This window comes from Aeromonas sp. sif2416, from assembly GCF_019218665.1.
Classification (GTDB): domain Bacteria; phylum Pseudomonadota; class Gammaproteobacteria; order Enterobacterales; family Aeromonadaceae; genus Aeromonas; species Aeromonas encheleia.
In genome coordinates this window covers 1-256 of sequence record NZ_JAHUXC010000054.1, presented here as the reverse complement: position 1 = coordinate 256, position 256 = coordinate 1, and the positions used below count along the sequence as shown (strand labels likewise).

Annotated in this window: 1 protein-coding gene; it reads right to left on the bottom strand. The window is 64.1% G+C overall.

Going from position 1 to position 256, the window contains the following annotated elements:
* On the bottom strand, positions 1–256 hold a 256-nt coding region (locus KW821_RS21505; protein WP_218292872.1), incomplete at both ends, for a VCBS domain-containing protein.

Below are 256 nucleotides of genomic sequence, written 5' to 3'. Positions count from 1 at the left end.
ACCCACAATCACCGCACCGTCATTGACGCCGGTGATGGTGATGGTCACGGTGTGGCTGGTGCCATCCAGGCTCTGTACGGTGAAGGTCTCGACCTTGGTCTCACCCTGGCCCAGGTACTGCACCTTGCTGTTGGCGACCTCATAGCTCCACTTGCCATCCGCGGCAATGGTCAGGCTGCCCAGGGCATTGGCACTCGGCGCGCCCAGGCCCGGTTTGAACTCGGCCTCGTCCACCCCGTCCACGTCGGTCAGGGTC